The following is a 25,650-nucleotide window of genomic DNA, read 5'->3' as shown; positions in this document are numbered from 1 at the left end:
CCCTTTCCCGACACCGCCGCCCGGTGCCGGCCGCTGCCTCAGCGAGCGGCCTGGGCATGCCACGCCTTCAGGCGCTGCTGGAGGGTCTCGGCCGTGTTCAGCGAGGGGTCATCCAACACCGACTCCACCAGGAAGCGGGTGGCCTCGCCCACGACGGGGGATGGCCCCACGCCCAGGGTGGCCATGATGTCCCCGCCCGTCAGCGCCAGGTCCTTCGCCGACAAGGGCGGCTTCGCGGCGGCCAGCGCCTCCACGCGGGCGATGAGCGCCTCCACCGCCGGGAGCGCGTCCGGCTGGCGCACCCGCACCCGGGCCCGGACCACGGCGGCCCACGGCGCCACCTGCGCCAGCCCCAGCCGGGCCAGGAGGCGCCGGAGCGCGGCGTCGGGGGCTTCGACCAGGGACTCCGCCTTCGCGTGCTCGACGAGCAACGCCACCAGGTCCGCCACCTTTTTGGGGAACTTCAGCCGCAGCCCGATGTCGCGCGCCCGGGGGCGGTCCACCAGGTCGGCGAGCAGCACCGCGAGCCGGACCTCCACCTCCAGGGGCGCGGCCTGCACCGCGGCCCGGGCCGTCTCGGCGGCCCGCGCCTCCGCGCACGCCAGCTCCGGGAGGAACACGTCCAGCAGCCCGGAGTCCGCGAGCAGGTGCAGCCCGCTCTCGGCCCGGGGCGACAGGAGCAGCTTCACCAGCTCCTCGCGCACGCGCTCCAGCGCGACCTTGCGGAAGACGGCGAGCGTGGCGGGGATGGCGTCCCGGGTGGCGGTGTCGAGCGAGAAGCCGAGCACCGCGGCGAAGCGCACGGCGCGCAGGGGGCGAAGGCCATCCTCGGAGAAGCGCTCCTGCGCGGAGCCCACGCAGCGGATGAGCTGCGCCTGGAGGTCGGCCTGTCCGCCGAAGGGATCCACCAGCTCCCGGTCCAGCGGGTTGTAGGCCATCGCGTTGATGGTGAAGTCGCGCCGGGACAGGTCCTTGACGATGTCGCGCTCGAAGGCCACCGAGCTGGGCCGGCGGCCGTCGAGGTAGTCCCCCTCCGAGCGGAACGTCGTCACCTCCACGTGCGTGCCCTTCTGGAGGACGGTGACGGTGCCGTGCTGGATGCCCGTGGGGATGACCTTGCGGAAGGCGCCCTGGACCTCCTGCGGCAGCGCGCTGGTGGCGACGTCGAAGTCCTTGGGGTGGACCTGACGCACCATGTCCCGGACGCAGCCCCCCACCAGGTAGACGGCGTGGCCCAGCTCGCGCAGCCGCGCGATGACGTCCAGCACGGGCTGGGGGATGTCGGCGTTGTGGAGGTTCGCGATCATGAGAGCCGGGGCCCGGACGGCATGCCCGATGGCCCAGGGGGGCCTTGTACCGACCGTCCTCCCCCGTTCCAAGCCCGGAGACGCACCGCCCTCCAAACCTGCAATTCAAAAATAACCATTAATTCAAAGCCCGGTTTCGAGCCCCATTCCGTATCTCCGATATGGGGTCGACCAGGACGGACGTGGAGTCGCGTGACGGCGTGGCGGCGGAGAGACAAGCGGGCTGGCATGCCCGAGTGTTGGGCTACGCCCACCTGGAAGGGCCGGACGGGCAGCGCGTGAGGATGGACCGCCGGGCCGCCACGCTCCTCGCGTACCTGGGCGTGGAGGGCCCCTCGTCGAAGGCCGCCGTGTCCCTGCTCCTGTGGCCCGACTCGCCACCCGCCACCGTGCGCAACAACATGCGTCAGTTGCTGCGTCGGCTCCGGCTGGGCTGCGGGGGCACGGACCTGGTGGACGGGGACGCCCAGCGGCTCGGGCTGTCGCCGCACGTCACGCTGGACCTGGCGAGGCTGAAGGGCGCCGCGGGCAGGCCCCTGCCACCCGACGTCCTGCAGGCGCTGCGACAGGGCACCGGCGTCGGGCTGTTGCCAGGGGTACACTTCGACGACTGCGACGAGCTCTCACGGTGGCTGGATGGCGCGCGCGCCGCCGTGGAGGGCTGGGTGCGCAGCGCTCGGGAGGCCGAGGTCCAGCGCCGCATGGACACCCGGGATTGGACCACCGCGCTGGCCCTGGCCCAGGCCTGGGTCCAGCACGAGCCCGAGTCCGAGCAGGCCGGCCGGCACCTCATCCGGCTGCACTACCTCCTGGGAGACCGGGGGGCCGCGCTGGCCGCCTTCGAACGGCTGCGCACCACGCTGTCACACGACCTGGGCGTCTCCCCCATGCCGGAGACCCTGGCCCTGGTGCGGGGCATCGAAAAGGACGCGCAGTGGATGGCGGCGCCCTCTTCGCCCCGGCCAGCCCTCCCCATGAGCGTGCTGCGTCCCCCTGTCCTCGCGGGCCGGCGACATGCCCTGCGCCAGCTCCAGGAAGGGCTGGAGGCGGGACAGCTCCTCTTCATCACGGGAGACGCGGGGAGCGGGAAGACGCGGCTCGCCGAGGAGTTCGCCGCGTCCGTGGGGACGTGGTTCCGGTTGGAGGCGCGTCCGGGCGACCAGGAGGTGCCGTATGCCTCCCAGACGCGCGCGCTGCGAGCCTACCTCGCCCGGCGGCCCGGCCTCTCCATGCCCGACTGGGTCCGCACCGAGCTGTCGCGCATCCTGCCGGAGCTGGGCAACGCCGCCGCCCTGCCGCCGTTGACGTCCGAAGCGGACGCGCTGCGCTTCTACGAAGCCCACGCGGAGGCCATGCGCCTGTTGCACGAAGGCGACGAGGTCATCGTCGTCGACGACGTCCAGTACTGGGACCAGGCCAGCGCGAAGCTGTTCATGTACTCGCTGACGCGGATGATGGAGCAGAAGCACGCGGCGGCGGCGCGGCCTCCCCTCTTCATCGACTGCTACCGGAAGGGCGAGCTGCCCCCCTACTCCGAGGCCAACGTGCGCAAGCTCGTGGACACGGGGCTCGCGCGGGTCATCGAGCTGGGGCCGCTCGCGCTCGATGCCGTGCGGGAGCTGCTTGCGGGGCTGGAGCTGCCGGGCGCGGAGCCCCATGCAGAGGCGCTGACGCGCTACACCGGGGGCAACCCGCTCTACATCGTGGAGACGCTGAAGCACCTCATCGAGACGGACGCGCTCCAGAAGGACTGGCCGCGCAGGCTCCCGCCACCCGGCCGCGTGGGGCCGCTCATCCAGCGCCGGTTGGAGCGCTTGTCCCCCCTGGCCCGGCTCACCGCGCAGCTCGCGGCGCGAGCGGACCTCCACTTCCGGGCCGCGCTGGCGCCCGAGGCGCTCCAGGTCAGCGCGGCGGAGCTGCACGAGGCCCTGACCGAGCTGGAGGCCGCGCAGCTCCTGGTGGCCGAGCGCTTCACCCACGACCTCGTCTTCGAAGCCGTCCACGCCAGCGTGTCCGACTCCGCCGCGTGCTTCCTTCACGGCCGGCTCGCGCGTACCTTCGAACGGGATGGCGCCCCCGCCATCGTCCTGGCTCACCACTGGATGGAGGCGGGCCAGGAGGAGCGCGCCCTCCCCTTCCTGCTCGCCGCCGCGCACTCGGACGAGCGGCTGCTGCCCAAGGGCCAGGCGGCCGGACACTACGCGCGCGCGGCGGCCCTGCTCGAAGCGGCGGGCCGCGCCCGCGAGGCCGCGAGCGCGCGCGAGGCCGAGGCGCGGTGCCGCCAGACGGAAGCCACGCCCACGCCGGGAAGCTCCGGCGTGGAGCGCTGAATCCTCACGGCTCAGGGGCAGTACGTGCAGTAGAAGAAGCGGGAGTTGAGGGCGTACTGGGACGTCTCACCGATGCACGTCACGGAACAATCGTCAGCCGTCGTGCAGCTGCCCACCTGCCCGTCGACTTCAATGGGGAAGGACGTCCAGTAGGTGGTGAGGCGGGGACGGTACAGCGTCGTGCACGCCTGGGCGGAGACCTCGGAGGGCGCGGTAACGGCCTCCTGCGCGGCTTCCGGCGTGGTGGGGGTTGTACCTTCTTCGTTCAGCTCCACGCCCTCGCCACACGCCACCAGGAAACCAGCGACCACGGACACCGCGACTGCCGAGATGTTACGCACGGGCAAATCCTCTCAGTGAAGTTGCACGACGCGTGCATTCTGCCGGAGTAGCCTGTTTCAGCCGAGGAAGAAGCGTTCTCCCAGGAAGTCATGCCAACCACCCGACAGGTAGGTCTCCGACATACCTGGGAGAGGTGTGCCGGGCTCGGGATTGAATGAACGTGGGCCGTGTTGACATGGGGACGCACCGCTTGGGTCATCGCCGCGAAACATCCACTCACGAGCCCTTTGACAGGCTGTCCTGTGCGGTCGGCCACAGGTGTGCTAACGCAACAGCCGTCCGCTCCACGGTCCCCTGAAGCAACCGGCAGCGACCACAGGCACTCATCGACATGCCAAGACCTCGTAGCCTTCGTTCCACGTCCTCTCTTTCGTCCACGCGAAGCTCCCGCGTCTCCTCGTCCCTGCCGCCGCTGGAACAAGCGTTCCGCGCCGTGCTGGCCGAGGAGCTCGCCGGGCAGCTCTCGCCCCTGACCGACTCGCTCCTGCGCATCGCGGAGAGCCTGTCCTCCCGCGCCCTGCGGCAGCCGTCCCGGCGCGAGCTTCCGAACGCGGCCCTGGACGCGCTGGCCTCGTCGCTGGCCACCCTGGACGCGGCGTCCGACGACACCGCCGAAACGGACGGCGACGCCGAAGCCCGGGCCTGCGCCGTCATTGGCTGCAAGCGGCCGGTGCGCAGCCTGGGCTACTGCGCGGCCCACTACCAGAAGCGCCGCCTCATGGTGGCGTCCGGGCGCCTGCACCACGCCTGGACGGAAGACGCGGCGCCGAACAGCATCCCGGACGTCATCCTGGGCCGGAAGCGCCGGGAGTCCCCGGAGGCGGCGGAGCCCACTGTCGTTCCGGAGGCCCCCCGTGCCAGCGAGGGGCCTCGCGTCTGGGTCCGCAAGAAGGGCGGGAGCGCGGTGGTGCCCTCCAGCAATGGAGACAACCAGCCGACGCTGCAGTTGGCGCCGCCGGCGCAGTCCTCGGTGATTCCGACCGCCCAGCGCTCCGAGCGCGAGCAGGTGGCGTCCATCGTCGAGCAGTGGGCCAGCGAGTTCCGGGCCAACAAGCAGCGCTCGTGACGTGACCTGCCTCGCGGGCCGTGTTGGGCCGGCGGGACAGCGACGCGATGCGGCATCCAGCCTCCATGGGCGGCGTTCGCCAATAGCGCCGCCCATGACGGTCGCGTGACAGTGGGCGGGCATGGTGCCAGGGACTCGAATCGGCGGCGGCTGCCGCCGCGCCAGCCCTGGACCTCCGAATGGACTCCGCGACCCGCAGCAGCGCCTTCACGTCACTCTCCCGAGACGCAGAGCGGCAGCTCATCGCCCGCACACGGCCCTTCGCCGCGCAGGACGCGCGGCGGAGTTGGTGGGAGGTGGGCACCACCTTCCTGGCCTTGCTGGGCGCCGTGGCGCTCGCCACCCTGCCCCCGTGGTGGCCCCTGCGTGTCGTAGGCAGCGTGGTGCAGGCGCTGGTGTTGATCCGCTCCTTCATCCTGGTGCACGACTACCTGCACGGTTCGCTGCTGTCGGGCTCGCGGCTGGCTCGGGGGCTGTTCAATGTCCATGCGGTGCTGCTGCTCACGCCGCCGCGAGTCTGGAGCGAGACGCACAACCACCATCATGCGAACACGGCGCGGCTGGCTGCGTCCGCGTCCGGCACGTTCACCACGTGGACGGCGCAGCAGTGGCGTGAGGCCACGGCGCTGGAGCGGCTGGCCTACGTGGTGGAGCGGCACCCGGTGGTGATGGTGTTCGCGTACCCGCTCGCGTTCCTGAGCGGGCTGTGCATCGTGCCCTTCGTGCGGCACCCGCTGCGCTACTGGAGCGCGGGCTTCGCGGTGCTCCTGCACGTGGCCATCAGTGTGGCGGTGTTCTCCTTCGGGGGCCTGGGCGTCTACCTCACGGCGATGGTGCTGCCGCTGTCCATCGGCTACGCGTTGGGGGCGTACCTCTTCTTCTCCCAGCACAACTTCCCGGACGTCGCCCTGCGCGAGGACGAGGACTGGACGCACGCCAGCGCGGCCCTGGAGGCATCGAGCTACCTGGCCACGGGCCCCGTCATGGCGTGGTTCACCGGGAACATCGGCTACCACCACGTCCACCACCTGAACCCGCGCATCCCCTTCTACCGGCTGCCGGAGGCCATGGCGGCCATCCCGGAGCTGCAGCATCCCCGCACCACCACCCTGCACCCGCGGGACGTGCTGGCCTGTCTGCGGCTGAACGTCTGGGACGGGGAGCGGGGCCGCATGGTCCGGTTCCGGGACGTCCCCGCGCCCCGGTAGAGCGACTGGCAGGGGCCCGAGAGGGCGGAGGATGCGCTGGCGCGTTGCGCGCGCCGGGCCGCCTGCTATAACGCACGCCGTTGGGCATGAGCCCCCCTGGGGGCGCATGGCTGGACCTTTCCGGGGGGCTCCTCTGGAAAGCGTGGTGACTTGAGAGCACGACCCCGTAGCTCAGTTGGATAGAGCGGCGGTTTCCTAAACCGCAGGCCACAGGTTCGATTCCTGTCGGGGTCACTGCCCAAGCTTCCGTCCCGCCTGGGGATTTTCGGCGGATGGGTGCGTCCACGTTGTGCTGCCGTTGTGGCGCTGTTGTGGCGTAGAGGCAAAGCCAGACACCCACCGAGCCTCACCGCTGAACAGCCTGCTGATACCCGAGGCGGCTGTGGCGCAGCGCCATCCACCCCGGCCCGCTGGAGCCTGTTGCCGGCCGAGTTCACCCTGAAGTTCCGCCGCCTCGACAAGGCTGGTGAGTGCTGGGAAGTGAACTACGACGCTGGCACCGTGCACAGGAAGTGCCGCATCACACCCTCTCCTCGAACTACGATTCCTGATTTTCGGGACAGGGGGAGTCCATGCCGGCAGTGCTGGTGTGCCGCACAGCAGCGCTCAGCCTCATCCTAGGCTGTGCCGCTGCACCCGAGCCGAGCACCATCCGGGATTACTGGCGTTCGGGGCAACACGTCCACGTGCGGGGCCCGTGGGAAGCCATCACCCCGTCAACCGACGTGGACGAGGTCATCGACCAACTCTGCCCTGCCGTCATGGAGCTGCCGCGCGCAACGGATCGCGACTATGGGCAAGAGTACTGCGGCGCCATCTACTCGCTGGGAGACGGCATCTACTACGCCAGCATGCCCTCCCCGCTGAGTGAGCCAGTCCCCGTAGGCCCGTCGAAGAAAAAGACGTGCATCCCGCCCCGGTATGTCGCCGACTCCAGATGGCGAGCGGTCGTGCTCGCGGACTTCCACAGCCATCCGTGGTCCCCATCGGGGATGACCCCCACCGACCGCCTCGCCCAAACGCAAATCTGGACCATCCGCATCCAGTTTGACCGCGCCTGCACCATCACCAAACTGGTGCCGAATCCTGATAGCGAACAACCCGGAGAGGTCTACCTCCGACAACGCAATCGCTGGAAGTTGGTGGGCATCATCAAGCACGAGGACAAGGGCCTCGGGTTCGTCACTGACGTGGATGACTGAGGGCTGAGCGTGTCGATGCACATTCGGATTCGTGGCCCGCACGGAGGCCCCATGAAGCGCGTTCTGCTGCCCCTACTCTGCATCCTCCCGGCATGTGCCCTGTTCCAGAAGCCGCCACGCCCGGTCCACGCCCCGCCGGAAGTGGCTGCCGCCGTCGAAATCCCGCTCGCGTTTCCGACTGAGGGAAGGCAGGTCATCAACGGAACCACCCTGCGCGCCATCCAGCTCGCCATGGAGGACTACCTCCCATGGGACCGGAAGCTGCCCAGCGATGCCTCGCCGCTCTACGAGTGCCTCAACCGCCGCGAGTCCTACGTGGTCGCTGCGGCCCCCGCCTCGCCGGGCGTCGTGCTCGTCAGCATTATCCCGAACCCGGATGCATGCGACATCGCCACGGCCCCCATCCTGGACGTGGGCGCCACCTATGCGGTTGACGTGAACGGCTGGCGCATCCTCGCGGTGCAGGAGTAGTCGCGCGAGGAGTCGCCGACGGAGATGCCGGCAGCCCCGTCGGAGCAGCCGCGTTCAGCCGCCCCGCCGGATGCGTCACGCGACCTGGGGATGTCCCTCGAATAGAGCCTGCTCCAGCAGGCGGGCAGCGGCCTGGCAGAACCGTTCCTAAAGCCCCATACCCACCACGCGTCGGCCGAGTTGCTGCGCTCTCTGACATGGGACCGCGAAACGGAACTGGCGAGGCACCGACAGCTCGCAATGGCGACCGACTTCTCCATCTACTGCTCCCCATCATCAAGTCGGTCCGAAATCCGGCCGGTCTCCCTCAACCACCGTGCTCAGCAACAGGCACGCTCACGCACGCTCGCCGGAGGGACACCAACCGTCGATTCCCCAAGGGGAATCACCGCAAGACGTGCCCATCATCTGCGGTGACACCCAGTCGCGCACGCTCGCGATGGACGCCAGTGGTTTCGCGGGCTTCCTGAAGGTGCCCATCAACGAGCCGGTCCGTGGAACGCCGTGGAACCATCAAAGAGCGTGCGCGGCAACAGCCGGGGACTCCATCCGCAAGGCGGACGCGAATTTGACGAAGGCGCGTAAGCAGGTGAAGTGAACGAACGTCCCAGCGTCGCTGACGCTCCGACTGCTCGCCATGGCCGGAACGGCTGCTCGGCTTGAGCTGGAATGGGTGCTCACCTTCGCCGGAATACGCAGAACGGCAAAGCTTTGCCGCACCGAGCCTCCCTCTCACGCGGCCTCCTCACGAATTCGCAGACACCCGAGAACGCATCAGGCCTGCCTCTCCCGCCCCCCTCCCGACCAACTACGCACGATTCGGGACTTGACCAGCCCCTGCGAGCGGCCAAGCAAGCGAGCTCCGAGAACAAACCTCGGATGAGAAGACCTTCAAAGCCGGGACATCCAGCTCAGGTCATTGCCCAACTGGTACGATATCGAAATGAACCACCACTTCGCCCCCCAAGCCTACCTTCGCCAATGGTGCAACAACGACGGGCATCTAATTCGGTACGTTCGCAAAGGCAGTGCTAATGCACTGAGGCTGCTTCATGAATTCAAAACTCCGAGAGCCATCTGTCATCAAGAGGACATCAACCGGCTCCCGGAGCGCACCAGCGCCAATGGATTGACCGAGCATGGTGTTGAGTCACTCCTGGCAAGAGCTGTCGACGGCAGGATTCAATCAATCGTAAAGCTCGCCGGCGCCCGAACGGGACCGCTAGACGCGTCTAGCGGCGATAAGGTCAGGTGGCTCATGCAGATGTTCACTGCTCGGAGCCCAAGCTCACTTCAGACGGGCGAGGAAGGTGTCGGCGCATACGTGGCAGAAAATGCTGAATTTATCCAGCGACTCCTCGCACGCGCACAGACTCCCAGGGGTCGGGCAGAAGTGGGCCAGTTTTTCAAACCCCAGTTTCCTGCCGTCTTTGTACGCGCCAACCTCGCCGCACTTGCGAACACTGATGCCGTTCCCATGCAAGGGTGGTACGAAGGAACTGTGCGCGTGTTTCAACGTAGCGACAACGAGGCAACAGCCCTCCTCAACTATCTCGGCCTGAGCGAGTTCCCGACGTCCGAAGCCCCTGTAGTCGAATGGGAAGAGAACGACGTAGGACTCGTCGCGAGCTTCTCACTCTCCCCCGATGCTCTCGCATTCGTAATTCAGGGCAATGGAACGAAAGACCTGGAAATGGCGTCTAAACACATCCTTGTTCCGATGAAATACCGGGAGAGTGCCATCTGCCGAAGCAAAGCTTCGCCGACTGGCCCCTGGCACAAGGAAGCACAGGGTTTGCGCCCCTTCACCCAGGGCCGATAACCTACAGTGGCCAGCAGGACCTATACTCATGGGCGCGTGCATCCCCCGTCCGGGGTGACGATCGCGTTGGCGGCGCGCTGGAGCTGACGCGCGCTGCGCTCCTCCATCAGCACGTGGACGTGGTTGGCCACCTGGGCGAGCTGGGGTCGCGCCTCTCCCTGCCATGCCTTCAGCGTGCGCAGGCGCTGCTCCACCAGGCGCAGCTCCGAGTCGTGCGCGCGCACCATCCGCAGCTCCGCCTTGATGTCGCGCAGGTCGGCCGCAATGGACTCCATGCGCTGGACCGGAGGGGCACCTAGTCGGCGGCGGCCTCGTGCTTCGCCTGCCGGCGCGCGAGGAGCCCCCGCAAGAGTGGGACGAGGAGCTGGCTGACCGCCAAGGCGATGACGGCGGTCTCGATGGTGGGGCTCATGCGCCGTCAGAAGGGGCGGCCCGAGCGTGCTGGTTTACTCAGGCCAATCCCTCCACAGCACCATCTAGCCCTCCCCACTGGCGCCCCCCTCCAAAGGGACCTAGCGTCGACCCCAAACTCGGAGGCGAAATGGGAACAAGGAACAAGGGCGTTGCAGGACGAGCATCAAGCCTCGCAGCGGTAGCTGTCGCCATGCTTCCAGCCGTGGTCCTGGCGGATGACTACGAGCGACCGGACTTCCACATTGACTTCCGGGACTGCCAAGCTCTGGGAGTAGGACCGGGAGGCAGCCAGGTAAAGGTGGTCGATGCGCCCAAGCACAGGCTCGCATGCTGGCGAAAGTCGCGAACGGTTCCGTGCATCATGACGAGCGGCGACGAGAGCAAGGCTGTTACGTTCACCGTGGACGCCGACATCCCTCCCCTGCTTACCCTCGTGCAAGGGAAGCACGCAGGCGACTTTTTATCCATCGACACGGTTCAACACACCGCCTCGCTTCTCACACGGGTCATGCTCGGAGGCAGCGGCGGTGAGCGTCAAGGTAGTTGTCGCGTGAGAGAGTTCAACCGATGCGCTTCAACTCCTGCACTGCCGGGGTGGGGTTCGGGGAGGGGTTGAGGCGCACCGGGCCTGCCGGTGTCCAGTCTCGAGTGTGGCGGCTCCATCGCTCAGGATGACGGGCTTGGGCGCGCTGGTACACCTGATGGCGCCGGGCGAGCAGCGCCGTCTCGCGACTGAAGTGTCTGTCGTCAGGCGTGACGAAGCGGATGGCGGAGTGCAGGTGCTCGGTGTTGTACCAATGCACGAAGCGCGTCACCCAGCAGTGCGCGTCCTCGACGGATGCGAAGGGGCGCCGCGGGAAGCTGGGGCGGTACTTCAGCGTACGGAAGAGAGCCTCGGAGAAGGCGTTGTCGTCCGAGACGCGGGGCCGGCTGAAGGAGGGCGTCACGCCCAGCCATTGCAGGGTGGCCAGCAGCGTGGCGCCCTTCATCGGGCCGCCGTTGTCCGAGTGCAATACCAGCCCCTCGGGACAGCCCGCCTCCTGCCAGCAGCGGCGGATGAGGGCCGCGGCATGCTCGGACGACTCCTCCTCGTGTACCGCGAAGCCCATGATGCGCCGGCTGAAGACGTCCACCACCAGGTACAGGTAGAGGAAGGCTCCCTTCACCGGGCCCTTCAGGTAGGTGATGTCCCAGCTCCACACCTGATTGGGCCCGGTGGCCAGGTGCTCGGCCCGGAGCCTGGGCGTGGGGGCCCTGGCGCAGCCTCGGTGGGTGAGTTGCCCCGCCTCGCGCAGCACCCGGTAGATGCTCGCCTCGCTGGCCACGTACTCGCCCCTGTCGGCCAGCCGGGGCACAATCTGCTTGGGCGAGACGTCGCGGAACTCCTCGCTGTTGGCCACTGCCAGGATGCGGCGTCTCTCCACTTCCGACAGCCGGTTGGCGGGCCGGGTATGCGGACCGCACCTGCCGTCCTGGGCCGTTTCGGGCTTCCTCCAGCGCTGGACGGTGCGAGACGTCACCCCGAGTCGCTCGCAGACGGCCTCCAGCCTCACGCCCTTCTCCAGCGCCTCGTCGACGAGGGCAAGCGTCATTTCTCGCGCCTCTCGTCCACTGCGTCGTCCTCGTCTTCCGGGGACTTCTCGTCCCAGCCCATCCCCTGAAGTTTTTTTTCGAGCACCAGCAGCGCCGCCGTCTCGGCCAGCGCCTTCTCCTTGCGCCGCAGCTCCCGCTCCAGCTCCTTCACGCGCTTCTCCGACGAGGCCAGTCGGCGACGCTGGCTGGCCGTCAGTGGCCCGGAGGACTCGCCCGACAGGGCCCCGGCAGCCACCTGCCGCCACTCCTTCAACTGCGCCTCGTGCAGCCCCTCGCGGCGCAGCAACGCCCCCAACTTCTCACCCTCAAGCCCCTGGGCCACCACCAGCACGCGCAGCTTCTCCTCGGGCGTCCACTTCTTCGGGCCAGCGGGCTTCTTCTCCTCGGGCGGCGGCGTCATCGCCGCTACCCTACGCGCCTCGCGCAACCACTGCGACAGCGTCGGCTGCGAGACTCCCACCTGGCGGGCGAGCGCCGCAGCACTCACCGCGCCTGGCCCCACCATCCGCTTCACCATCTCCGCCTTGAATGCATCCGTGTACGACACAGCTACCTGCCTGTACTCGCCCCCGGGGGTGGTCAACTCGGCCGGTCAGCCGAGGCGACAACTTCCCTGACACAGGGGGGCGGCGTTGTGGCCAAGGTCTGCTCTGGCACCTACTTCACGGCATTCGAGCTTGATGCGGCGTTTGAGGCCGAAGAAGACCTATCGCCACCTCAGAATGCCGCCCCCCAAAAGCCAGCCCCCAAAGGGGCAAAGGCTAAGTAGCCAAACGCAGTGGCCCAGGTCGCAACGCAGGCATTAGTACCTGCACTGCGTGAGCGCGCGCCGTTGAGAACCTACGGTGCATCCCCACCGAAGAGGTCATCGCACCAGCCCGGAGCGACGCAGGTGGCGTCCCGGCACATCGGGCAGATGGGGCGCGTCCGCACGCGGTCGGCCAGCTCGCCCACGCTGATGAACGGGTCGCGAGGACCAGGCGGCGCCGGCAGGCTCGGGAAGGCAGCCCGGAACACGGCCACCGCCGCCCCATCCGCTGGCGTCGCGACCTCGACGCGGCGCCATACGGTGCGGAGCGCGTGCTCCACGCTGGCCCTGAAGTCCTGCCCCTCCGAGAGGGCCGCGCTCAGCTCCGCATCCCGCTCGGCGTAGTGCCGGCCCCCCGGCGTTCCTCGCGCTCGCGTGGCGTGGCGGGCCACTGGCGCCCCTACTCCGGGGACATGACCGTCGTCTCCGCTACGAATTTTGCATGCTCGATTGCTAAGCATTCAATTTACAGCGAACGACAGCCCGCCAGTTGCTGCCCCGTCCTCTCGTTGGACTTGTAGTTGGCGCCGCAGGGCCGGAGCTGCTTCATCATCACGTTGAGGACGATGGCCCACGCCTGCCGAGCCATCTTTCTCGGCGCGTCCGTCGCTACATCCAGACGTCGACTCGGATTGCGCCACCCACCACAGCGGATTCCTGCACCCAGCCTGTACCAGCACCCAACCACCGTTGACCACCCGCCACTCCCCTGCCCCCGGGTACGATTGACCTGCTTCCCCGGCTATCCTTGGGAAGCAGCACCTTCACCAAAAGGGGAACAACATGCGCGCAGGCATCATGAGCGGACTGCTGGCCATCGGACTGCTGACGGGCTGTGGGGTCGAGGACTCCGACATGGCCGAAATGGACACCGAAGCCCAGGCCATCCCGTGTCGTGACTTCACCGGTCGGGACTACGTCGTCACGTACTACGCGGAGCCCGCGATGGTCACCAAGGTGGGTGAGCTCCAGTGCGGCTGCAGCACGCCGGAGCGGATCCTCACCGGCACGCAGACCGCCCACTACGAGAAGGTCTACGGCTGCATCGCGATGTAGCCACACGCCCCGCCCTACCTGACGCGGCGGCACGACGCGCGAGCAGGGAGCACCTCACTGCTCGCGCGTCCGCGGAAGACGCCTCCTGTGACTCAGTGCGAGCGGTAGCAGTACCGCCCCGGGTCTCCCTGCGTGCAGTCCTGCGGACAGGACCTGGCCGTCTCTCCAGGGCAGCACGCGCCGTTGCCGCAGAACTCGCCCCGCGGGCAATCCAAGGGACAGGACAGCCGTTCGCCAAGCTCGCAGACACCGTCTCCGCAGACGGCGAGCGCGGCCTCCGATGTGGCGAGCGCCTCATCCGGCGCCCCCTCCGCATCCACTGCGCCAACGCCACAGCCCACGACACTACCCACCACCACGGCCAACACGACACGCCAGGCTGCCTTCATGGGGACGCTCCTTGCTCGAGTTGCACGTTGAGAGAGTTGCGCCCGAATGCTCGCACGGTGGCCGTGGCGCATAAGATGCGCGGCGCCCAGCCCGTGCATCCCCCTGCGAATCCGTGTATCTACGGGCACCAAGTTTGCCTAGTTCCCAACGTTTTCCGGATCTCGCTCGGAGGAGCCTGCCATGCTGGACCGCCCGATGTACCTCAAGCCGAACGTCGCCATCGAGCCGCTGTACAACCAGTGGTACGCGTGGTGGTACCTGCTGTCCCCGGCGACGGCGCCGCTGTTCGTGACGAACCTGCACCAGAAGCTGATGCAGTCCTTCGTGGCGAACCCGGACGTGCACGTGGCGGCCCTCAAGAACCCCATGTTGATGGGCGGCCCGTTCATCAACCACCCGGCGGCGAAGGCGCCTCGCGTGAAGGAGCTCCTGGAGCGGACGCAGAAGGAGCAGGCCAACATGCTCGCGTACACCAAGGCGGTGGCCGAGCTGGAACAGCTCATGGCCCCCAACAACGGCGGCTCCCTGGAGAGCCTCTACGCCAAGGTGCCGGACCTCCTGCGCGGCTATGTGGAGCTCACGTACGACCTCAGCAACCGCGCCAGCGCCCGCTACATTGAACCGCTCCTGTACCGCAGCCCCTTCCACAAGGAGTCCTCGCAGAGCGTGACGCTCATGCAGGTGGACGGTGACTGGCGGCCGTACATCTTCAGCACGCCCCGCCTGGAGGAGGACACGCCGCTGTGGCTGCGCGTCCCCTACAAGCACGAGGGCCTGGACGCCCTCTTCCGCATGCGCCACACGGCGGGCTCGCCCGGCCAGGTCGCGGAGATGCTCGGCGTGCCCGCGTCCGCCGCGGACGCCTTCGCCGCCCTCTTCACCGACGCCGAGCCCCGCCGCACCGAGCGCTACACCGGCGAAGGCGTGCGCGTGCGCTACTTCGGCCACGCCTGCGTGCTGCTGGAGACGAAGGACGTCAGCATCCTCACCGACCCCGTCATCAGCTACGAGTTCCCCACGGACCTCCCCCGCTTCACCCACTCCGACCTGCCCGAGCGCATCGACTACGTGGTCCTCACCCACGGCCACGCCGACCACCTGATGATGGAGACGCTCATCCAGCTCCGGCACCGGGTGGGCTGCATCATCGTCCCGCGCAACAACGGCAACTCGCTCGCGGACCCGTCGCTGCGGCTGATGCTCCACCACAACGGCTTCAAGAACGTGGTGGAGATCGACGACCTCCAGGAGATTCCCGTCCCCGGCGGCTCCATCACCGGCCTGCCCTTCCTGGGCGAGCACAGCGACCTGGCCATCCAGGCCAAGACGGCGCACCTGGTCCGCCTGGGCGGCAAGTCCATGCTGATGGCCGCGGACTCCAACGCCATCGAGCCGCGCATGTACCAGCACCTGCGCGACATCATCGGCACCATCGATGTGCTGTTCCTCGGCATGGAGTGCGAGGGCGGCCCGATGAGCTGGATGTACGGCCCGCTGCTCAGCAACCCCCTGCCCCGGAAGATGGACCAGGCCCGCCGGCTCAACGGCTCCGACAGCGCCCGCGCCATCGAAATCACCAACCACCTGTCGCCCAAGGAGGTCTACGTCTACGCCATGGGCCAGGAGCCCTGGCTGCGCCACGTGATGATCCTCGTCTACGACGACAAGGCCCCGCAGATCGTCGAGTCGAACAAGTTCCTGGAGCACTGCCGCGCCAACGGCATCCAGGCCGAGCGCCCCTACGTGAAGATGGAGCGCATCCTCACCTGACCCGCGGGCGCCGCCCCGAGGTGCGCGGCCTCCCCGCCACCTCGGGCCCCAGCTCACGCCGCTACACTGTCGTCCAGCAGGCCCCGCTGGCGCAGCGCCTCCAGCACGCGCAGCAGCCCCGCCTCCACGGAGTCCACGTCCGAGCGGACGGTGACGTCGGGCGCGGCCGGCGCCTCGTACGGGTCCGACACGCCGGTGAAGTGCGCCAGCTCCCCCGCCAGCGCCTTCTTGTAGAGCCCCTTCACGTCCCGGGCGATGAGCACGTCCAGGGGCGCCTGGACGAAGACCTCCACGAAGGGGATGCCCGCGGCCTCCGCCAACCGCCGCACCTCGGCCCGTGAGGCCGCGTACGGCGAGATGGCCGCGGCGATGACGCCCACGCCGTGCTTCGCCAGCAGCCGGGCCACCTGACCGATGCGGCGCACGTTCTCCTCGCGGTCCTCACGGGAGAAGCCCAGGCCGCGCGACAGCCAGGTGCGCACCTCGTCGCCGTCCAGCACCTCCATGGGCTGGGAGCGCGCCAGGTGCGCATGCAGGGCCCGCGACAGCGTGCTCTTGCCCGCCCCTGACAGACCCGTCAGCCAGAGTATGAAGCCCGCCGAACGCCCCATCCACGAAACGCTAACACGCCACGCGGCCCCCGGGACTTGACCCGTTTTCCGTGGCCATGCGACAGAGCCTTCACGTCATGCAAAGCGCGTCCAACTCGAGCCCTCACGCCCCCGACCGCTGGTTCCCCACCCGGAAGCCGTTGACGGACCCGCGGCTGCGGCTGTTCTGCCTGCCCTTCGCCGGTGGCAGCGTGGCCATCTACAATCACTGGAGCCAGGGCCTGCCCGCGGGCGTGGAGCTGTGCCCCGTCCAGCTCCCCGGGCGCGAGCGCCGCCTGTCGGAGAAGCCCATCGGCGACCTGGCCGCGCTGGTGGACGCGCTGCTGCCCGCCATTGCGCCGCTGCTGGACCGGCCCTTCGCCTTCTTCGGCTACAGCATGGGCGCCCGCATCTCCCTGGAGCTGGCGCGGCGCCTCCAGGCCCGGAATGGCCCGCGCCCCGTGGGCCTGCTCCTGGGGGCCGCCGGTCCGCCGTCCCTCAACACCCGGGAGCCCATCCACCTGCTCCCCGAAGCGGAGTTCATCGCCGAGCTCCGGCGCTACGACGGCACGCCCGAGGAGATCTTCCAGCACCGCGAGCTGCTGGAGCTGGTGCTGCCCATGCTCCGCGCCGACTTCGGCATCGCCTTCACCGGGGACGGTCCCCAGCCCCCCAGGCTGGAGGTCCCCATCTCCGTGGTCGGCTCGCCCGAGGACAAGCACGTCCCCACGGCGAACCTGGAGGGCTGGCGCAACGAGACGCGGAGCGAGGACGTCCGCGTCCGCCTCTTCCCCGGCGGCCACTTCTTCATCAAGTCGCAGCGCGACGCCCTCCTCGCCTACATCAGCGAGGAGCTGAACCGGTGGATGGGCCGCGCGCCCTGAGCCGCCCCGCTACGCCGCCTGGAACCGGGGCGGCGTGTCGCCCGCCAGGGGCACGGTGAACTGCCAGCGCACCGTCAGCGGCTGGCCACGCGGACGGTTCACCGCCACCGCCGCCTGGTGCCGCTCGGATGGGCGCCACTGGACGAACTGCCACGCCTCCGGGACGTCCTGCATCCGCGGGTCGAAGGAGATGCGCGGCGCCTGCCCCGGCGCCAGGTGGAAGGCGAACTGGTCCAACGGGAGGGACAGCCCCGCGCCGCGCGCCTTGATGTAGGACTCCTTCAGCGTCCAGTACTCGAAGAAGCGCTCCCGGTGCCGCTCCGGCGGCAGGGCCTTCAGCGCCGCCACCTCCGAGGCGGCGAAGTAGTGGTCGGCGATCTCCACCGTCTCCCCGGGCCGCTGGGCGTCCTCCACGTCCGCGCCCAGCTCCGCGTCCCAGCCCACCGCCACCAGCGCCATCCCGTCCGTATGGGACAGGTTGAAGCGCAGCCTGGGACCCCACTCGCCGCGCGCCACGGGCCGACCGTAGGTGTTCGTGTCGAAGGCCCACGCCTCGGGGGCCACCGGCGCGTAGCGCGACAGCGTCACCCGCACCAGGGCGTGGCTCACCAGGTACTGGCGCTGGTGGCGCTCGAAGCGGAAGCGCTGCTGCTTGTCGCGCTCCTTCGCGTCCAGCAGCTTCCAGTAGGCGTCCAGGAGCGCCCGGTCGTTGATGCGCTCGGGTTCGGCAATCCAGACGTGGACCTCATCCGGACGCAGCGCCAGGGGCTGGAAGTCTGTCGGCATGCCCCCTTTCTACCATCGGCGCCTGCTCGCTCCTGCCTGCTTCCGCGTGGCATGGCCACTGATGGCCACAGGAGGTGACCCCCAAGGCAGTTGGCGCACACCGGCATCCCCTCCAACCTTTCGCTCGCTCATATGGGGAGCGCGACCAGGGCAGTGGCGGCGTGCTGGGGGGCAGCGACGGATGGAGCTCTTTCCAATTCAGTTACTCTTCATGGTGGTTCTGATGAACCGCTATGTCCTCGGGCCATTGCTACGGCGCCTGAGAGGGCGGGAGTTCGACCGCGTCGACGACACGTACCTTCCGCGAGTCGCAATCGTCATCCCGCTGTTCAACGAAGGCGAAGGCATCTACCACGGCGTGCGCAGCCTGCTGGAGCAGGACTATCCCAAGCACCTGCTGCAGATCGTGGTGGTGGATGACTGCTCCAAGGATGACAGCTACGCCTGGGCGCTGAAGGCGGCGGAGGACAACCCCAACGTCATCGTCATGCGCAACCCGGAGAACATGGGCAAGCGCAAGGGCATCAACCGCGCGGTGAAGGCCGCCACCGAGGCGGAGATCATCGTCTCGGTGGACTCGGACGTCATCGTCGACAAGTCCGCCGTCCGGCAGTTGGTGCGCCGCTTCGTCAGCCCGCGCATCGCCGCGGTGGGCGGCCGCACCTACGTGACGAACCGCCATCAGAACTGGATGACGCGGATGATTGAAATCAAGTTCCACTTCGCCCAGGAGTGGCTCAAGGACCTGGAGCGCAGCTTCCGCCAGGTGATGTGCCTGTCCGGCTGCCTCACCGCGTACCGCCGCCACGTGCTGCTGGAGCTGGAGCCCATCCTGGAGGCGCGCGCCATCGCGGGCATCCCCATCAAGTACGGCGAGGACCGCTTCCTCACGCGGCAGATCGTCAAGCACGACTACGAGACGGTCTACACGCTGGACGCGTTCTGCTTCACCGCCGCGCCGTCGACGCTGGCCGGGTACTTCTCACAGCAGCTCCGGTGGCGCCGCTCCAACCTGGTGGACCTGCTGGGAGGCCTGTCCCACGCCTGGCGGCTCCACCCCGTGGTGACGGTCCACTACGTGTCGCAGCTCGCGCTGCTGCTCTCCTACCCGCTGGTCATCGTGCACAACGTCCTCACCGGCGAGTTCTGGGACATCCTCGCCTTCCACTTCCTGGTCATCGGGCTGCTGGGGGTCATCTACCGCATCGAAACGCGGCACCTGCCCGCGGAGCGGAGGGTCCATGGCGCCAGCTTCCTGCCCATGGCCCTGCTGATGCCGGTGACGTACGCGCTCTTCACCCCGCTGGCGCTGCTGACGCTGGACTCGGGGAGCTGGGAGACGCGGGGCAGCGCCAACGCCGCGCCCGAGACGTCACCCCTGGACTCCGGGGGGCGCTTTCCTCCCACCCACGCTGGTGAGGGCTCTACTCCATGAATCAACGTGTCGCCAATCGCCTCAATAGTATCGCCGTCTCAGCCTACAAGTTCCTCGGCTCGCTGCTGCTCGCGCTCATCATGCTCGGGTTGGTGTCCTTCCTCTCCGTCCAGGGCTTCTTCCTGGTGAGCCGGAGCTGGGTGACGCCCACCGTCATCTCACCGACGGACCCGGAGATCCTCACACTCAACACCCAGGTGGCCGCGCAGACATCCGCGCGCGACCACGTGCTGTCGGACCGGCGCTCGGTGGTGAACCGCATCTCCGACGCGGAGCGCACCATCGCCGCGGAGCGCGCGTTCCAGCAGCGCTTCCTGGTGGCCCTGCGCGGCGAGCGTGACGCCAAGGACCGGGTGGCGCGGCGCCTCTCCCTGCTGCGCCGGGAGTACAACAGCGCCCGGGCGGAGATCCTCCAGTCCAACCGCGCCTTCGCCGGCCTGGCGCGCACGCGCACCGACGCGCTGTACGACGCGCGCCTGCTGGAGCAGGAGGAGAAGCTCACCATCAACCACCACCTGGCCCAGCTCGCGCAGAGCAACCTGTCCCTGGCGCAGTCCTCGGTGGACCTGGAGACGCGGCTGGAGCTGCTCCACCGGGAGATCGCCGGCCTCTCCGCGGTGCAGTCGGGCATGGGCAAGGACGAGGCGCCCCGGTTCATGACGTCCGACGTGCTGCTGCTGGAGCGCGAGTACACGCACTCCGTCCTGGAGCAGGCCCGCGCGGAGGCGACGCTCAAGAGCCTCCAGACGGACCTGGCCGCGCTCGACGAGGTCGCCCTGCGTTACGACACGCTGATCGCCTCCCTGCGCGCGTCGCCGTTCCTCAAGGCCATCGAGAAGGACCTCACGGTCGCCTTCGTGCCCTACGAGAACATCCCGAACGCCGAGCAGGGCACGCCGCTGTACGCGTGCGCGGCCACCGTCTTCTGGTGCCACGAGGTGGGCGTCATCGGGCGCGTGCTCGAGGGCGAGGTGTCCATCAAGCACCCCATCCGCCAGTACATGCTCCGCGGCGTCATGGTGGAGGTCCAGCTCACGGACGCGCCCTCCGCGCGGGAAGACCTGCTCCACCTGGGCCGTCCGCCGCTGCTGCTGTGAGTCCACCCCCCTTTGCCTGGAGACGGCCTCGGAGCCGGAGACACTCGACCATGCGGATGACCGTCACTTGTGGCGCATTGCTGTCACTCGCCGCGCGGCTGGCGTTGGCCCAGCCGGCGCCTCCTCCCGCGGGGGAGCTCACCTCACCGTCCAGCGAGGACCGGGCCGCCGGCTACTGCGACTTCGTGCGCGGCGTGGGCGGCGCGGAGGCCGCGCTGGAGCTGGCGCCGGAGCTTTTCGGCGCCTTCGGCGTGGTCAACGCGGGCGAGGCCAGCGGCGGCGCCGGCACCACGCCGCTGGGCGAGCCCACCCCTCGCATCACCGCGGGCCTGATGTACGACGTCGTGGGCATCTACCGCGGCCGGGCCCTCCGCCAGCGCGCGGAGGCCGACTGCCGCAGGCAACGCGCGCTGACGGTGCTGGAGTCCGCCATCCGCCAGGGCAACGGGCTGGGCGAGGAGGCCGCGCTGGAGGCCCGCGCCCGCGTCCTGGAGGAGGCCCTGCCCCAGGCCGAGGCGCTGCTCACCTCCCTGCGCAACGACATGAAGCAGGGCCAGGTGACGCTGGAGGAGCTCAACGCGGTGCAGGTGCGGCTGGACGGGCTGCGCCAGCTCGCCACCAGCACGAAGCTCGCGCGTGAGCGGCTGGCGGCCCGGCCCCGCCTCCTGCCCGGCGCGCGCCTGGAGAGCGTCTTGAACGAGCTCCGGGCCGCGGATGACCAGCTCGAGGAACACAACGGCGCGCTGCGCCGCGCACGGGCCTGGCGGCTGAACCTGCGCGGTGGGTACGACAGGCTCATCGACGTCGACCAGGACCTGCCCCTCTTCGGCCAGGTCACCCTGGCCTACAACCTGGGGCACCTGTGGCAGGGCTCGGCCAACGCACGCGCGCGCGAGGGCCGCCGCCGCGCCACGCTCGACGACGTGTCCGGCGTGCCTCAACGCATCAACGAGCTGGTCGCGGGGCTGCGCGCCACCCAGCGCACCGAGGAGGGCCGGCTCCAGGAGGTGTCCACCCTGGTGTCGGACCTGGAGGCCCAGCTCCAGTCCATGGACGCGCTCCAGACGCGGGAGATTCGCCGCTTCCGCGGGTACGTGATGATGGAGCTGGCCCGCCTGCGCGCGGAGCAGGCCTACCTGCGCGCCCACGTGGAGTCGCTCCAGTCCTTCCTGGGCGCCGGAGCGCCATGACGCCGCGCCGCGCGCTGTGGGGCTGCGGCGTCCTGGCCCTGCTGCTGAGCCCCGGCGCGAGCCCGGCGGACGGCGCACCGGATGGCGGCGCGGCGCCACGGCTCGCACCGGTGGAACGCGGTGCGCCGCGCCGCGCGCGGGCGTCACGGAAGAAAGGCGGCCCCATGCTGACACCTGTTCCCCTGTCCCGCTTGCAGGTCACCGAAGGCACGCTGGAGCCCGGCCCTGGCGAGCAGCTCCTCGTCGACGGGCCGCGCCTGCGCGCCGTCATCCCCGGCAGCACGACGAGCCGCGTGGCGCTCCGCTTCACGCTCCTGGGCCCCACGCAGCGCCAGGTGGCCCTGGCCTCCGGAGCGCAGCGCCAGCAGGTGGGCCTCAAGCTCTTCGCGGCGGATGCGTGCAACGTGCTGTACGCGATGTGGCGGCTGACGCCCAGGCCGGGCATCGTCGTCAACTTCAAGCGCAACCCGGGACAGCACACCAGCCGCGAGTGCGGCAACCGCGGCTACGTCATCCTGCGGCCCGAACAGCAGGTACGGGTCGACGCGCCCGCGCCGGGCGTCCCCCACCTGCTGCGCGCCGAGGTGGACGGCAGGACGCTGCGCGTCTGGGCGGATGACACGCTGGCCTGGAGGGGCGTGCTGCCCGAGGAGGCGCTCGCCGCGGAGGCGCCGGTGGGCCTGCGCTCGGACAACGTGCGCCTGAGGCTCCAGCTCCTGGAGCCGTCACGCTGAGGCGCTCGGCGCGCTGACGGCCGCGTGCGCCCCCGAGCGCCAGCGCGGCCCGCGCGGCGCCCAGGGGCCCCCGGCATCAAAGCCGCGGCTGCGGGTCCGTCGCCGGCGTCTGGGGCTTCTCCTGCTCACGCTCGGGCAGCAGCTCCGCGCAGAGCGTGGACGTGTTCTGCGTGCACACGCCCCCCGCCTCCAGGTCGAACTGCCAGCGGTGGCGCGGGCAGACCAGGTAGCGCCCTTCCTCCACCCAGCCCTCGGAGAGGTCCGCGCCCTGGTGGGGACAGAAGCGCTGGATGGAGAAGCGCCGTCCGCCGGCCTCCACCACCGTGCGCTCGCGCTGGGACTCCGTGGAGCGGATGCCCTCGCAGAACTCGCGCATGTCCTCGATCTCCACGCCCAGGAAGCCGTGCAGCACCGGCTCGTACACGTCCGGGTTGCGGCTCAGGCGCAGGCGGAAGGACAGCAGGAAGTCCTCCCACGTGAGCTTGCGGTCCAACACGCGGCCCACGTCCGCCGCGCTCGTCTTCAGCGTGTAGCGGACCTCCTCCTGGATGTTCGCCACCACGTGCACGCGCCGCGCCTTGAAGTCCACGCGGAGGAGCTGCTCCGGGAGCTCCGTCAGCTCCACGTAGAGCGGCATGCCCACGCGCTCGTGCAGGTCCAGGAGGTCCAGCTTGCGCTGCAGCTCCGTGCGCAGCCGCTCGTGAATCTCCCGCACCTCCGCGACGAGCAGGTTGCGCCGGCGCCCGCGGAACACGGACTCCTGCCGCTTCGCGTAGTCGTGCAGGTAGTCCCTGAGGTTCTCCGGCGTCACCCGCTCGGCCACCTGCGACACGTACTCCAGCGACTTCGCGTCCAGCACGTCCCCGGGCATGGGCTCCAGGTAGCGGGCCGTCCCCCGCGGCAGGCGCTGCTTCAGGAAGGCGAAGAGCTGCGTCGCGTTCGGGAAGATGTTCACCGCCTCGAAGTTGAGGTGGAACTGCGCCGGGTCCAGGAAGGCCGCGGGCCCGGCCGCCGCGATGTACGCGCGCGGCTGAATCACCTCCAGCGTGCGGGCCACCGCCTCGAACTTGCTCTCCCGCTTCTTCAGCGAGATGGCCGCGTACGTGTCCGGCGCGTACTCGTAGCAGGTGGGGTGCCAGATGGCCCCGGAGAACTGCGCGGAGAACACGTCGATGGGCCCCTCCTCCGCGACGATGCGCACCATGCGGTCATGGAGCTTGCAGTCGTTGATGTTGAGGAAGCACTGCCCATCCCCGCGCACCATCACCGCGGAGTCGCGGTTGGTCCCCTGCTCCGACACGAACAGCTTCACGTAGCCGCCCTTGATGGGGACCTCGTGGCCATCCTCGCAGGCGATGACGCGCTTGCAGCCGTACTTGCCGAACACGTCCTGCAGCTCGGAGCGGTGGAAGCGCGGCACCAGCACCGTGAAGTCGCGCTGCCGCACCGTGGCCAGGAACTCCGGGTCGAAGTGGTCCTTGTGCTCGTGGCTGACGTAGAGGTAGCGCTCCTTGCCCGGCGTCTCCAGCTTCTCGCGCACGAGCGGCGCCAGGTGGTGGTTGCACGGCAACTGCATCCACGCCGAGTCGAATGCCCCTCGGGGCGACAGCCACGGGTCCATCACGACGATGGCCCCCGCCGTCTCCACGACGAACCCGGCGTGGCCCAGGAAAGTTATGTGCATGGGAAGTCTTCCTCTCTGACAGCCAGTGGGCCGGCCTGAGCGCCGAGCCCCGACACAGGGCTGCCGGCGGCTGGCTGGCGCGTCGGCGCCCGCAAGGTGGGGCGGCCAGAGCCACACCCGCCACCCGCCCGGGAGGTGGACCTTCCCGTCCATGGACGCACGAAGGGCGCGGAGGACCTCGCTTCCGGTCCCCCACGCCCTCGTGGGACTGCGAACGTCCCTTCAGGCGCGCCCCCCATCAGCGGGCGCGCCGGGTGTCAGTGGCTCAGGGCTGCTCCGGCGCGATTTCGCGAACCGACAGCCACTTGAAGTCCACGTCCTCGGTGCTGTCCCAACGGAACGTGGCGATGGGGCCACCCCAGGTGATGGGCATGGCGCCGACGGCGCCGCCGCAGTGCTCGGCGTCACCGCCCCAGTCACCCGCGTCCACGAAGTCGTAGACCTTCTCCCAGGAGACCTTGTCGGCGTTGTCGTTGAGGTACAGCTCCAGGTGCACGGCCTCCTCGCCGTTGACCTGGGTGTTCCGCATCACCGCCTTGAAGCCCACCCAGCGGCCCATCAGCGGCTCGGTGGCCTCCTTGTAGGGCCCCGGCTCATAGGAGACGTGCCACGTCTCCTTCTGGAAGCGGGCCCGGCCGTCGAAGTGCAGCGCGCCCTTGTAGCTGCTGCCCTCGCAGCCCTCGTTGTCGTCGTTGTGCCGGCCGCCACGCGCGTACAGGTCGAAGTTGTCCGACTCATCGGACGCGCCGTTCAGCTTCATGAAGCCCGTCATCTCGACGTTCTTCCAGTCGTTCGGCGACTGCATGTAGCCACGGCTGGCGAGCACCTCACGGTCATACGTGGCGATCTCGTTCGGCTTGTAGCCCGTCGACGTGAAGACGGACATGCGCACCTTGCTGCTCTTGATGTTCCAGGAGCCGTCCGAGTTGCGCGTGATGTCCTCCTTCGGATCGAAGCGGCTGTCGGACGTGGCGTCGTCGGCCAGGAACCACTGCTCGCCGCCCGACAGCGTCGGGTGGAGCATCGTCACGCCGAACTTGTCCGTGTCCGCCTGGACAGGCTGCTCGGGCTCGTCGATGGACGGCGCCTCGGGAGTCGTCGAGGGCCCGCCCGGCGGCGTGGTGGCGACCGGCTCGTCATCCGGCGACGTGTCGGCGTCCCCAGGCTCCTGCGTGCCCGGGGTCTGCGCCCCAGGCGTCTGCTCGGACGGAGAGGGAGCAGGCGCCTGCGGGGACTGGCCGGGGGTCTCGGTCCGCCCTGGCGTATTGGAATCCCCGTTGCCAACATCATCTCCGCAGCCGGTGATGGCGGCCAGAGCGAAGAGAGCGCCACACGTCGAGGACAGAAAGCGATTCCGAGTCAAAATAGCGTCCTTACTGCTTGAGGCATGAGCGTGACGAGTCCCCAGGCGCCTATCGCCTGGTGCGGATTCGCCGCGTCGCTCCGTCGGGAGGGGGTAATGGCCCTCAGG

At 69.1% G+C, this 25,650-nt stretch carries 25 protein-coding genes and 1 tRNA gene; 15 read left to right on the top strand and 11 right to left on the bottom strand.

Annotated features, from left to right (window positions below; genetic code table 11):
• Positions 1-38 precede the first annotated feature (38 nt).
• Entirely contained in the window at positions 39-1,307 is a 1,269-nt protein-coding gene (locus tag MYMAC_RS17350) for a CCA tRNA nucleotidyltransferase (RefSeq protein WP_095958882.1), read from the bottom strand.
• 152 nt (positions 1,308-1,459) lie between these two features.
• Here MYMAC_RS17350 and MYMAC_RS17345 point away from each other — a divergent pair, with 152 nt between their 5' ends.
• Positions 1,460-3,637, top strand: a complete 2,178-nt coding sequence (locus MYMAC_RS17345) for an ATP-binding protein (protein WP_095958881.1) — start codon at positions 1,460-1,462, stop codon at positions 3,635-3,637.
• 11 nt (positions 3,638-3,648) lie between these two features.
• Here the strand turns inward: MYMAC_RS17345 and MYMAC_RS17340 are convergent, their stop codons facing one another.
• Complete coding sequence (locus tag MYMAC_RS17340) at positions 3,649-3,978, bottom strand: hypothetical protein (protein WP_095958880.1); 330 nt, start codon at positions 3,976-3,978, stop codon at positions 3,649-3,651.
• 434 nt (positions 3,979-4,412) lie between these two features.
• Here MYMAC_RS17340 and MYMAC_RS17335 point away from each other — a divergent pair, with 434 nt between their 5' ends.
• The 7 genes from MYMAC_RS17335 (at position 4,413) to MYMAC_RS17305 (ending at position 9,748) form a co-directional block, all read left to right on the top strand.
• On the top strand, positions 4,413-5,045 hold the full coding sequence (locus MYMAC_RS17335; RefSeq protein WP_239989583.1) for a cell wall protein: 633 nt from the start codon (positions 4,413-4,415) through the stop codon (positions 5,043-5,045).
• Between the two features lie 179 nt (positions 5,046-5,224).
• A complete protein-coding gene (locus MYMAC_RS17330) occupies positions 5,225-6,253 on the top strand; it encodes a fatty acid desaturase family protein (RefSeq protein WP_095958879.1) in 1,029 nt (342 codons plus the stop codon).
• Positions 6,254-6,413: 160 nt separating this feature from the next.
• Positions 6,414-6,487, top strand: a tRNA-Arg gene (locus tag MYMAC_RS17325).
• A 338-nt stretch (positions 6,488-6,825) separates the two neighbouring features.
• Positions 6,826-7,455, top strand: a complete 630-nt coding sequence (locus tag MYMAC_RS17320) for a hypothetical protein (protein WP_095958878.1) — start codon at positions 6,826-6,828, stop codon at positions 7,453-7,455.
• Positions 7,456-7,506: 51 nt separating this feature from the next.
• Positions 7,507-7,926 carry a hypothetical protein gene (locus MYMAC_RS17315; protein WP_095958877.1) on the top strand — a complete coding sequence of 140 codons (420 nt, stop codon included), beginning with the start codon at positions 7,507-7,509 and terminating at the stop codon, positions 7,924-7,926.
• A 397-nt stretch (positions 7,927-8,323) separates the two neighbouring features.
• A complete protein-coding gene (locus MYMAC_RS36860; RefSeq protein ID WP_157757508.1) occupies positions 8,324-8,524 on the top strand; it encodes a hypothetical protein in 201 nt (66 codons plus the stop codon).
• Positions 8,525-8,869: 345 nt separating this feature from the next.
• Positions 8,870-9,748: a DUF4238 domain-containing protein gene (locus MYMAC_RS17305; protein ID WP_157757507.1), complete on the top strand. Its 879-nt coding sequence runs from the start codon at positions 8,870-8,872 to the stop codon at positions 9,746-9,748.
• A gap of 26 nt (positions 9,749-9,774) precedes the next feature.
• Here the strand turns inward: MYMAC_RS17305 and MYMAC_RS37895 are convergent, their stop codons facing one another.
• The 4 genes from MYMAC_RS37895 to MYMAC_RS38385 form a co-directional block, all read right to left on the bottom strand.
• Positions 9,775-10,023, bottom strand: a complete 249-nt coding sequence (locus MYMAC_RS37895; RefSeq protein ID WP_239989582.1) for a hypothetical protein — start codon at positions 10,021-10,023, stop codon at positions 9,775-9,777.
• A gap of 699 nt (positions 10,024-10,722) precedes the next feature.
• A protein-coding gene (locus MYMAC_RS17295; protein WP_095957569.1) for an IS3 family transposase occupies positions 10,723-12,302 on the bottom strand; the annotation gives its coding sequence in 2 pieces (ribosomal slippage) (positions 10,723-11,823 and positions 11,826-12,302; 1,578 coding nt in all).
• A gap of 293 nt (positions 12,303-12,595) precedes the next feature.
• Complete coding sequence (locus MYMAC_RS17290) at positions 12,596-12,955, bottom strand: hypothetical protein (protein WP_239989581.1); 360 nt, start codon at positions 12,953-12,955, stop codon at positions 12,596-12,598.
• Between the two features lie 74 nt (positions 12,956-13,029).
• Positions 13,030-13,152 carry a hypothetical protein gene (locus MYMAC_RS38385; protein ID WP_013940042.1) on the bottom strand — a complete coding sequence of 41 codons (123 nt, stop codon included), beginning with the start codon at positions 13,150-13,152 and terminating at the stop codon, positions 13,030-13,032.
• A 194-nt stretch (positions 13,153-13,346) separates the two neighbouring features.
• On the opposite strand from MYMAC_RS38385, the gene MYMAC_RS17285 reads away from it, so the two are divergent.
• Positions 13,347-13,619, top strand: a complete 273-nt coding sequence (locus MYMAC_RS17285; RefSeq protein ID WP_095958874.1) for a hypothetical protein — start codon at positions 13,347-13,349, stop codon at positions 13,617-13,619.
• A 92-nt stretch (positions 13,620-13,711) separates the two neighbouring features.
• On the opposite strand, the gene MYMAC_RS17280 is transcribed toward MYMAC_RS17285, so the two are convergent.
• Positions 13,712-14,008 (bottom strand): hypothetical protein, encoded by a 297-nt coding sequence (locus MYMAC_RS17280; RefSeq protein WP_239989580.1) that lies wholly within the window; start codon positions 14,006-14,008, stop codon positions 13,712-13,714.
• A 181-nt stretch (positions 14,009-14,189) separates the two neighbouring features.
• On the opposite strand from MYMAC_RS17280, the gene MYMAC_RS17275 reads away from it, so the two are divergent.
• Positions 14,190-15,779: an MBL fold metallo-hydrolase gene (locus MYMAC_RS17275; RefSeq protein ID WP_095958873.1), complete on the top strand. Its 1,590-nt coding sequence runs from the start codon at positions 14,190-14,192 to the stop codon at positions 15,777-15,779.
• 53 nt (positions 15,780-15,832) lie between these two features.
• On the opposite strand, the gene cysC is transcribed toward MYMAC_RS17275, so the two are convergent.
• The gene (gene cysC, locus MYMAC_RS17270) at positions 15,833-16,390 is read right to left on the bottom strand and encodes an adenylyl-sulfate kinase (RefSeq protein WP_095958872.1); all 558 of its coding nucleotides are present in this window, start codon (positions 16,388-16,390) and stop codon (positions 15,833-15,835) included.
• Positions 16,391-16,467: 77 nt separating this feature from the next.
• Between cysC and MYMAC_RS17265 the strand changes: the two genes are divergently transcribed.
• On the top strand, positions 16,468-17,253 hold the full coding sequence (locus MYMAC_RS17265) for a thioesterase II family protein (RefSeq protein ID WP_239989579.1): 786 nt from the start codon (positions 16,468-16,470) through the stop codon (positions 17,251-17,253).
• 9 nt (positions 17,254-17,262) lie between these two features.
• On the opposite strand, the gene MYMAC_RS17260 is transcribed toward MYMAC_RS17265, so the two are convergent.
• Positions 17,263-18,039: a 4'-phosphopantetheinyl transferase family protein gene (locus tag MYMAC_RS17260; protein WP_013940037.1), complete on the bottom strand. Its 777-nt coding sequence runs from the start codon at positions 18,037-18,039 to the stop codon at positions 17,263-17,265.
• A gap of 181 nt (positions 18,040-18,220) precedes the next feature.
• Here MYMAC_RS17260 and MYMAC_RS17255 point away from each other — a divergent pair, with 181 nt between their 5' ends.
• From MYMAC_RS17255 to MYMAC_RS17240, 4 genes are read left to right on the top strand one after another with little or no spacing between them, the layout of a single operon-like run.
• Positions 18,221-19,474: a glycosyltransferase family 2 protein gene (locus MYMAC_RS17255; protein ID WP_095958870.1), complete on the top strand. Its 1,254-nt coding sequence runs from the start codon at positions 18,221-18,223 to the stop codon at positions 19,472-19,474.
• Complete coding sequence (locus MYMAC_RS17250) at positions 19,471-20,571, top strand: coiled-coil domain-containing protein (protein ID WP_013940035.1); 1,101 nt, start codon at positions 19,471-19,473, stop codon at positions 20,569-20,571. Before MYMAC_RS17255 ends, MYMAC_RS17250 begins: the two co-directional genes overlap by 4 nt.
• Before the next feature lie 50 nt (positions 20,572-20,621).
• Positions 20,622-21,761, top strand: a complete 1,140-nt coding sequence (locus MYMAC_RS17245) for a hypothetical protein (RefSeq protein WP_095958869.1) — start codon at positions 20,622-20,624, stop codon at positions 21,759-21,761.
• Complete coding sequence (locus MYMAC_RS17240; protein WP_095958868.1) at positions 21,758-22,495, top strand: hypothetical protein; 738 nt, start codon at positions 21,758-21,760, stop codon at positions 22,493-22,495. Before MYMAC_RS17245 ends, MYMAC_RS17240 begins: the two co-directional genes overlap by 4 nt.
• Before the next feature lie 76 nt (positions 22,496-22,571).
• Here MYMAC_RS17240 and MYMAC_RS17235 read toward each other — a convergent pair whose 3' ends face one another.
• Together MYMAC_RS17235 and MYMAC_RS17230 are read right to left on the bottom strand one after the other, a co-directional pair.
• Positions 22,572-24,179 carry a Rieske 2Fe-2S domain-containing protein gene (locus tag MYMAC_RS17235; protein WP_095958867.1) on the bottom strand — a complete coding sequence of 536 codons (1,608 nt, stop codon included), beginning with the start codon at positions 24,177-24,179 and terminating at the stop codon, positions 22,572-22,574.
• Between the two features lie 265 nt (positions 24,180-24,444).
• A complete protein-coding gene (locus MYMAC_RS17230; protein WP_095958866.1) occupies positions 24,445-25,542 on the bottom strand; it encodes a superantigen-like protein SSL4 in 1,098 nt (365 codons plus the stop codon).
• Positions 25,543-25,650 lie beyond the last annotated feature (108 nt).

Origin of the sequence: Corallococcus macrosporus DSM 14697, assembly GCF_002305895.1 — a bacterium.
GTDB lineage: Bacteria > Myxococcota > Myxococcia > Myxococcales > Myxococcaceae > Myxococcus > Myxococcus macrosporus.
This window is presented reverse-complemented; position numbering and strand designations above follow the sequence as displayed.

What these genes read in the sequence shown, in the direction of transcription:
- MYMAC_RS17350 (WP_095958882.1), bottom strand. Translation starts at nt 1,307, where the DNA reads ATGATCGCGAACCTCCACAACGCCGACATCCCCCAGCCCGTGCTGGAC.
- MYMAC_RS17330 (WP_095958879.1), top strand. Translation starts at nt 5,225, where the DNA reads ATGGACTCCGCGACCCGCAGCAGCGCCTTCACGTCACTCTCCCGAGAC.
- MYMAC_RS17320 (WP_095958878.1), top strand. Translation starts at nt 6,826, where the DNA reads ATGCCGGCAGTGCTGGTGTGCCGCACAGCAGCGCTCAGCCTCATCCTA.
- MYMAC_RS17315 (WP_095958877.1), top strand. Translation starts at nt 7,507, where the DNA reads ATGAAGCGCGTTCTGCTGCCCCTACTCTGCATCCTCCCGGCATGTGCC.
- MYMAC_RS17305 (WP_157757507.1), top strand. Translation starts at nt 8,870, where the DNA reads ATGAACCACCACTTCGCCCCCCAAGCCTACCTTCGCCAATGGTGCAAC.
- MYMAC_RS37895 (WP_239989582.1), bottom strand. Translation starts at nt 10,023, where the DNA reads ATGGAGTCCATTGCGGCCGACCTGCGCGACATCAAGGCGGAGCTGCGG.
- MYMAC_RS38385 (WP_013940042.1), bottom strand. Translation starts at nt 13,152, where the DNA reads ATGGCTCGGCAGGCGTGGGCCATCGTCCTCAACGTGATGATGAAGCAG.
- MYMAC_RS17285 (WP_095958874.1), top strand. Translation starts at nt 13,347, where the DNA reads ATGCGCGCAGGCATCATGAGCGGACTGCTGGCCATCGGACTGCTGACG.
- MYMAC_RS17280 (WP_239989580.1), bottom strand. Translation starts at nt 14,008, where the DNA reads ATGAAGGCAGCCTGGCGTGTCGTGTTGGCCGTGGTGGTGGGTAGTGTC.
- MYMAC_RS17275 (WP_095958873.1), top strand. Translation starts at nt 14,190, where the DNA reads ATGCTGGACCGCCCGATGTACCTCAAGCCGAACGTCGCCATCGAGCCG.
- cysC (WP_095958872.1), bottom strand. Translation starts at nt 16,390, where the DNA reads ATGGGGCGTTCGGCGGGCTTCATACTCTGGCTGACGGGTCTGTCAGGG.
- MYMAC_RS17265 (WP_239989579.1), top strand. Translation starts at nt 16,468, where the DNA reads ATGCAAAGCGCGTCCAACTCGAGCCCTCACGCCCCCGACCGCTGGTTC.
- MYMAC_RS17260 (WP_013940037.1), bottom strand. Translation starts at nt 18,039, where the DNA reads ATGCCGACAGACTTCCAGCCCCTGGCGCTGCGTCCGGATGAGGTCCAC.
- MYMAC_RS17255 (WP_095958870.1), top strand. Translation starts at nt 18,221, where the DNA reads ATGGAGCTCTTTCCAATTCAGTTACTCTTCATGGTGGTTCTGATGAAC.
- MYMAC_RS17250 (WP_013940035.1), top strand. Translation starts at nt 19,471, where the DNA reads ATGAATCAACGTGTCGCCAATCGCCTCAATAGTATCGCCGTCTCAGCC.
- MYMAC_RS17245 (WP_095958869.1), top strand. Translation starts at nt 20,622, where the DNA reads ATGCGGATGACCGTCACTTGTGGCGCATTGCTGTCACTCGCCGCGCGG.
- MYMAC_RS17240 (WP_095958868.1), top strand. Translation starts at nt 21,758, where the DNA reads ATGACGCCGCGCCGCGCGCTGTGGGGCTGCGGCGTCCTGGCCCTGCTG.
- MYMAC_RS17235 (WP_095958867.1), bottom strand. Translation starts at nt 24,179, where the DNA reads ATGCACATAACTTTCCTGGGCCACGCCGGGTTCGTCGTGGAGACGGCG.